Source organism: Alkalispirochaeta alkalica DSM 8900, assembly GCF_000373545.1.
Classification (GTDB): domain Bacteria; phylum Spirochaetota; class Spirochaetia; order DSM-27196; family Alkalispirochaetaceae; genus Alkalispirochaeta; species Alkalispirochaeta alkalica.
In genome coordinates this window covers 1-6,548 of record NZ_KB891724.1, presented here as the reverse complement: position 1 = coordinate 6,548, position 6,548 = coordinate 1, and the positions used below count along the sequence as shown (strand labels likewise).

Genomic DNA, 6,548 nt, shown 5'->3' with positions numbered 1-6,548 from the left:
TGGAAGATCGGGATCCCCGCAGCGGGAATCCTCGGGCTCGCTGGCGGCCTCTCTCTGGGAGGAACGTTGTGAGCCCGATTGATGACACTGGATCGGCCCGGGTCATNCGGGATGAGGACAGCTTTTTCCGGGACCACCGGGGCCTCCTGGCCATGGGGCACCTCATCGCCTTTGCGGCGGGGGCTGTAGGGGTCCTGTTCGCCCTGGCTACAGTTTATGGCTACCTGCAGCGCTTCGATGACTGGGTGTCGATGGGGCAGTATGCAGTGGGTCTTCTGGTGGCCGGGGCCGGACTCGAGTACGGGCAGACGCGCATAGAAGGAACGCTGCAAAAACCGAGGTAATCATGGGGCACTTTGAGGGAACAGAAATCGAGATCAGTGAACTCCGGGCGGAAGACCGCAGGCATAATGCCCGCTTACGGGACATCGAGCAGGAAATGAAAGAACTCCGGCGGGAGAGCATCGAAGTCAGGACAGCCCTGATCGGCCCCGATGGTTCAAACGGCCTGAGGCGAAACGTCCGGGATATCGAGGCGAAGCTGGACAAGATGCCCCACCAGATTTTCGGAATGCTCGTGGGGACTTTCACGATCCTGGCTGCCCTGGCGTCGCTGGTGGCGGTGATCATTCAGGGGTAGGGGGGGCATTGGAGAATCAGCAACTCTGCGGGAAATAGAAACCCGGCGCGTGGCCGGGTATAAAATCTGCGTATAATTTAAGGTCGAAAATTAAGCGTTTTTCCGGTCCGGTGACCCGCTCTCTGCCTGGATTTGGAGTCGAACCTCATCGGCAGTCGTGTCTCCCATCAATATTTGCAACAGCGTCCAACTCGCCCACGGCATGCTCCGCTCACCGCCGGTCCACTTCCGAATCGTCCGGCCATTGACTCCCAGGAGCGCACCTGCCTGAGATCCGGTTAATCCGTGTCGTCGCATGAGATCCCGGAGTTCTTCCGGTGTAGGGCTTGGGTAATGATTCAATTCAGACATACCGGACCTCCTGGTCGTCGACCTCCTCCACAACGCGCACACCTTCCTCAATACGGTCCCCCTGGAGATCCGTCGAGCCGAGCAGGGCCTCGTACTCCAAGTAGCGCTTGCCTCGCGCGAGAATCGATCGCACGAGCTCCAGGCGCTTGGCGTCGATGCGTTCCACTGGCAGAGGAACTCCCTCCGTCGTCGTTCTGATTATGTATCGCATACGTCCTCCTTGCTTCGGGATGGGGCCCCTGAAGGGGCCCCGGTAGGTCTACTCAATGTAGGTCCGGTTGCCGATCTGGTACAGGACCGTTTCCTGCTGGAGCCGGGTCCGTATAACCTCCACGGCCATCCGGAGGGGCTGATCATCGGGGACCGTCGACCAGGCTGACACCTGATAAACGGTTTCGGCGATCAGCTCCCCGGATTCGGCAACGTAGCCGCCGGAGGCCCGGGTTTCGGTGTATCCACCGTAGGCACCGGCGAAAAGCCGCTTCACCTCGTCGCGAACACCGTCAACCAGGTCGGCGGGTGCCGTGCGGTTGAAGAGAGTTGTCGGAATGACAACCTGGAAAAAAAATGGAAGGGTCATCAGCATCTCCTTATCGGAGGGGTTGGCCTTCCCGTACCGGGCGGCCTTGGCTGATCTCTCAATCAACCATACAATAAGTATAGGCCCATTGGCCCTAGCTGTCAAGGGATTTATATAAAAGATGTTTAGAATATTTTAGATTTTTACAATCAATATCACCGGCTATCGGGCACGGCGGCAATTCTCGCGGGGTCCTGGGCGCAGTGCAGTCCGGGCGTGACAACCGGGAAAAACCAAAGTAATCTATATGAGTGGGGTCAGGTGTATTTTTGAATGCGATGAGCTGGCGAGGGGGCATCCGAGCAGGGTTTTAAAGCTTGGAGGATTTACCGAAGGCCTCGGGAATCGCACAAAAATCGCACATGAAAGATGCGAGGTATTGGGAATTCCAACAGGGCAATGAAGTTAGTGAGGGATGATAAATGCTTGTTATGAATGAAATTATTGCTCTTCAGAGCATTAGGGCACAAAGGGGGAAAAAGCTGGCCATTGGAAATGAGCGCTCTCCGGAGCCGAAGGTCGTGGGTTCGAATCCCGCCGTGTTCATTTTTAAGTTGTTTACGGACAACGATTTGCGAAAACCAGAAAGAGCGAGTGCGAAAAAATCGCACAAAAATCGCACATGAGCCACGTTAATCTGCCCCGCTACAGCCTGACGCGGCGCCCTCGCAACGCTCAGGAACAACAAAAAAAGAATCGTGGCGAGTCTTGGACAGGGACGTGGTATGTGCGATGGAAGCGCTCTGATGGTTCCTGGACCCCCCTCAAATCTACCGGTTGTGCCAAAAAAAAGGACGCGATTGACTGGTGCTCAGCGCAGATGAAGCCACCAGTTGATTCGTCTCGGATAACTCTCGGAAAGTACGCCGACGGGTTTTTCGACTGGCCGGACGGCCGCTATGCCACGGACCGACGCGCCGGGGGCCATCGAGTATCCCACCGATCAGCTCAGTCTCACCGAACCGACTGCCGAAACCACGTCTTGCGAATTCTGGGCGCGGGTACTCCAATTGCGGATATCACCCGGCAGGAGACGCGACGGCTTCGGGACACGCTGTTCGGAGAGGGCAAAGCCGCAACGACAATCAACCATGTCATCAACACTCTCTCTGTCCTCCTGCAAGCTGCCGAGGAAGACGAGATCATTCAGGCGGTACCCAGGCTATACCGCGCTGGGGGCGGGACGAAGAAACGCGGGAGCCTCACGCGCGAAGAGGCCCGGGATCTTCTGGCGACGGACGGTGCCTGGAGAAACGACAGGGAACGCATCGCCTCCGAGATTGCAGCTCGTACGGGCCTCCGGAGATCCGAACTTCTGGGGCTCACGGCCGACCGATGCCACCGCGATTACATCGATGTCTCCCGCGTCTGGGAGCCAGTGTCCTGGGAACTCAAGGAGACGACCAAAGGGGGCGAGGCCAGGATCGTGCCGATCTCCCGTCGAATCCGCAGCTTGATAGTCTACCTGCTCCGATCCAGCCCGTACCGCTGGAATCTTCCGCCGAGCCAGCAGTATGTGTTCTACCATGACACGAACCCACGTGCGCCCTACGATGGCCGGGAGCTCACCCGGGGGCTATACCATGCCCTGGAGCACGTGGGGATGTCAGAGGAGCAACGGCAGGCCGCAGGGATCACCTTTCACAGCTGGCGGCACTTTGCGAACTCCCAGATGATCGAGGCCGGAATCCCTGAGGCGACTGTGCGGGCACTGATCGGCCACCAGAGCCAGGCGATGACTATGAACTACTACCACGCCCAGGATCTCGCGCGGATCGCTGCCGTGCAGGATGACTGGTAGCGTCTCAGGATCTCGGCCAAACCAGATCGACGCGGTAGGGGAGCCCGAGTACACAAGGCGTGTGATCACGCACCGAAGGCCTCCTTCAGGAACCGGAGAGTCTCGTGATCCCGGAGCTTGCACACCACATTCTGGTTGGCGAAGGCCCCCGCAAAGGTCCTGGCCTGGTCCCGGGAAACAGTGTGGATCCAGCGGACACCGACGGCCCAATCGGAAAGGTCCTCGTCATCGCAATGCGCCCCCGCATCCGGTGCCGTGAGGCCGGCGTTCAGGAGCGGGGTGCCGGTTTCCTCTACAGTGAAATCACCAACCGGGACGGCCGTTGAGGTGACCTCTCCGAACCCCACATATCCCAGACCCTTCATGTACGCATAGATCTTGTCGCCCACACTCAGGCGTTTCAAGGCCGAGGAATAGCGGGGCCCCTGGCCGGCCCCGATGTAGCCGAACTTCCGGTTGTCGTCCCAGTTCCGGTGTGACCCTTCGCCGACATTCACAAACCAGTAGCCGGTCCACTCACGGTGTGCCTGGGAACCGGTGCGCTGCTTCTTTTCCTTCCGCTCGATGTAATCCTTTGCTTCGGGGAGGGGGATGATCGTCTCCGGGTTGATGAAGAGATTTCTCTGTGCATCGACAAAAGGGGCGAGCCTGGTGCACTGAATATTCACTCCAAACTCCCTGAGCCAGAGAACCGCTGAGATCACCTCGGAATTGAACTGCCGGGATGCAAGGATAATCCGCTGCGCCCCGTTCAGGGCCTCGATGTCGGTGTCAATGAACTCCTCAATTCGCCGCCTGGCATCGGAGGCGGAAGTCTTCAGGTGGGACTCAAAGAGAGAGTAGATTTCGTCCGGAAGAAGACTGCCGCAGTATGAGGCATATTTGATCGCCTGCCATTCGACGGCCTCGCCGGAAGAATCGCGCTTCAGTTCGATGATAACCAGGTGGGCGTTCTTGTCGACGGCCAGAAGATCCAACCGCTTGCCCGATGCCAGGATCACCTCCTTGCCGATGATCAGGAGTTCTTCGCCGAGGATTTCCGGAGTCTTCTCGATCCACTCCTGGATGTCGAACCGCTCATAGAGCCCAAGTTCGGAAAAGCCCGTGGGTGTGAGCCTTCGGAGCTGTTTTGCCTCAATATCAACCTGGAACATCAAGCCCTCCTGGGAAGTTGTCTCTCTGGTGTTCTGCAGGCCCATCTTACCACGGGACTGAACAGGGGGCACACAGGAAATCGTTTCTGGCATCTTTCGGGGGGTGGTACAGTTTTTGTCGTGCTCTCCCTGCAATAATTAGGTGGGATGATCCGGCGGGGGGCTGCACTGTTCTCCATGAGGGGGTTTTATCTGGCCCCGAGGGGGGAATCGTGGTAGGATTCTGGACGCATCTTGCCTCTGTATTGAGGCAGACTCCGTGCCAGGAAACTGTGGTCCTGTTATCTGAAGTGAATGTCGCTACACCGCTGTAGCAACCGAATTATAAAGATGAAATAAGCAGAGCTGAAGGAAGATTGATACAGTGAATATGCACCATCATGATGAGCTCAAAAGCCACATTCGGGAAATCGCGAAACGTCTGCGTGGCCCTTACCGCCCACCTCAGTACCGATTGGTCATGCTGCCGATAGTCGTGCTGCGGAGACTAGATTGTGTGTTGGAGCCCACCAAAGACGCGGTGCTGAAGCAATACGAGAAGCTGTCTGCTCAAGGTATGGCGGAAAATGCTATGGAGAAGATGCTGGGCAAAGCGGCCGATCCTGACCGAACCCATCCGCTCTACAACACCAGCCCCTTCACCTTTGAAAAGCTGCTGGACGATTCTGAGAATATCGCGCCTAACCTGGTGGCCTACATCAACGGATTTTCTCCCACGGCTCGGGCTATTTTCGAGCGCTTCGAGTTCTCGGACCAGATTGAGAAGCTGGATGCCAGCAACCGGCTGTTCACCATCATTAAGGCGATGTCAGAGGTAGACCTGCACCCGGACCGGATCGACAACCTGCAAATGGGCTACCTTTTCGAGCATCTGGTGATGTGCTTCAACGAGCAGGCCAACGAAGAGGCCGGGGATCACTTCACCCCGCGCGAGGTCATCCGTCTGATGGCCAATCTGGTCTATACCGGTGAGCAGGACGTCTATACGCCGGGCATCTATCGCACCATTTACGACCCGGCCTGCGGCACCGGAGGGATGTTGTCGGAGTCGGAAAAATTTATCCTTGACCAGAACAGCCAGGCCAATCTGGCCCTGTTCGGGCAGGAGTACAACGATGAGTCCTGGGCTATCTGCTGTGCGGACATGCTGATCAAGGACGAGGACACTGGCAGCATCGTCTTGGGCGACACCTTGGGTGACGGCAAGACCCGCGACGGGTTCGAGGGCGAGCAGTTTCATTACCTGCTGGCCAATCCACCCTTTGGCGTGGAGTGGAAGGATCAGAAAACCGTTGTCGAGAAGGAGCACAGGGAGATGGGCTTCGCCGGACGCTTCGGCGCTGGGCTGCCCGCCATCAACGATGGTTCCCTGCTGTTCCTGCAGCACATGATTTCCAAGATGCATCCGTACAAGGAAGGGGACGAGGACGCGGTAGGTTCCAAGATCGCCATTGTCTTCAACGGCTCTCCCTTGTTTTCCGGCGATGCCGGTTCCGGCCCATCGAACATCCGCCGCTGGATCATCGAAAACGACTGGCTTGACGCCATTGTCGCCCTACCGGACCAGCTTTTCTACAACACCGGCATCTTCACCTATGTCTGGCTGGTCACCAACCGCAAGGCCCCGGAGCGGCGCGGCAAGGTCCAGTTGATCGACGGCACGCGCTTTTTCCAGCGCATGAAGAAAAGCCTGAACAACAAACGCAACGAGATCACAGAAGACCAGATCCGTCACCTGACCCGCCTCTACGGCAACTACCAGGACGGTGAAACCGCTGATGTAAGAATCAACGGTGACAGTGAAACCCGCGTGGTCTCNCGNATTTTCGAGAACCGCGAGTTCGGCTTCCTCAAAGTTACGGTGGAGCGCCCCCTGCGCATGAACTTTGAAGCCTCGCCGGAGCGCATCGCCCGGCTGGATGAACAAACTGCCTTTGCCAACCTGGCCACCTCAAAGAAGCGCAAGAACGAGGCCGCAGCCGCTAAGGAAATTGCGGAAGGGCAACAGCAGCAGGAGGCCAT

General features: G+C 57.6%; 6 protein-coding genes. 3 read left to right on the top strand and 3 right to left on the bottom strand.

Translation table 11 applies throughout. From position 1 onward, the window contains the following. Window positions 1–346 precede the first annotated feature (346 nt). Window positions 347–640, top strand: a complete 294-nt coding sequence (locus tag B071_RS0110060; RefSeq protein ID WP_018526967.1) for a hypothetical protein — start codon at window positions 347–349, stop codon at window positions 638–640. 343 nt (window positions 641–983) lie between these two features. Here B071_RS0110060 and B071_RS0110050 read toward each other — a convergent pair whose 3' ends face one another. Together B071_RS0110050 and B071_RS0110045 are read right to left on the bottom strand one after the other, a co-directional pair. Then, window positions 984–1,202 (bottom strand): hypothetical protein, encoded by a 219-nt coding sequence (locus tag B071_RS0110050; protein WP_018526965.1) that lies wholly within the window; start codon window positions 1,200–1,202, stop codon window positions 984–986. Window positions 1,203–1,250: 48 nt separating this feature from the next. Then, on the bottom strand, window positions 1,251–1,571 hold the full coding sequence (locus B071_RS0110045) for a hypothetical protein (RefSeq protein WP_018526964.1): 321 nt from the start codon (window positions 1,569–1,571) through the stop codon (window positions 1,251–1,253). An 820-nt stretch (window positions 1,572–2,391) separates the two neighbouring features. On the opposite strand from B071_RS0110045, the gene B071_RS0110040 reads away from it, so the two are divergent. Next, window positions 2,392–3,372: a tyrosine-type recombinase/integrase gene (locus B071_RS0110040; protein ID WP_026245143.1), complete on the top strand. Its 981-nt coding sequence runs from the start codon at window positions 2,392–2,394 to the stop codon at window positions 3,370–3,372. Between the two features lie 65 nt (window positions 3,373–3,437). On the opposite strand, the gene B071_RS0110035 is transcribed toward B071_RS0110040, so the two are convergent. Continuing rightward, window positions 3,438–4,526, bottom strand: coding sequence for a DUF8606 domain-containing protein (locus B071_RS0110035; RefSeq protein WP_018526962.1), 1,089 nt, complete (start codon window positions 4,524–4,526; stop codon window positions 3,438–3,440). Window positions 4,527–4,896: 370 nt separating this feature from the next. Here B071_RS0110035 and B071_RS0110030 point away from each other — a divergent pair. Continuing rightward, window positions 4,897–6,548, top strand: a 1,652-nt coding sequence (locus B071_RS0110030) for a type I restriction-modification system subunit M (protein WP_215730280.1), incomplete at its 3' end; no start/stop codon positions are given.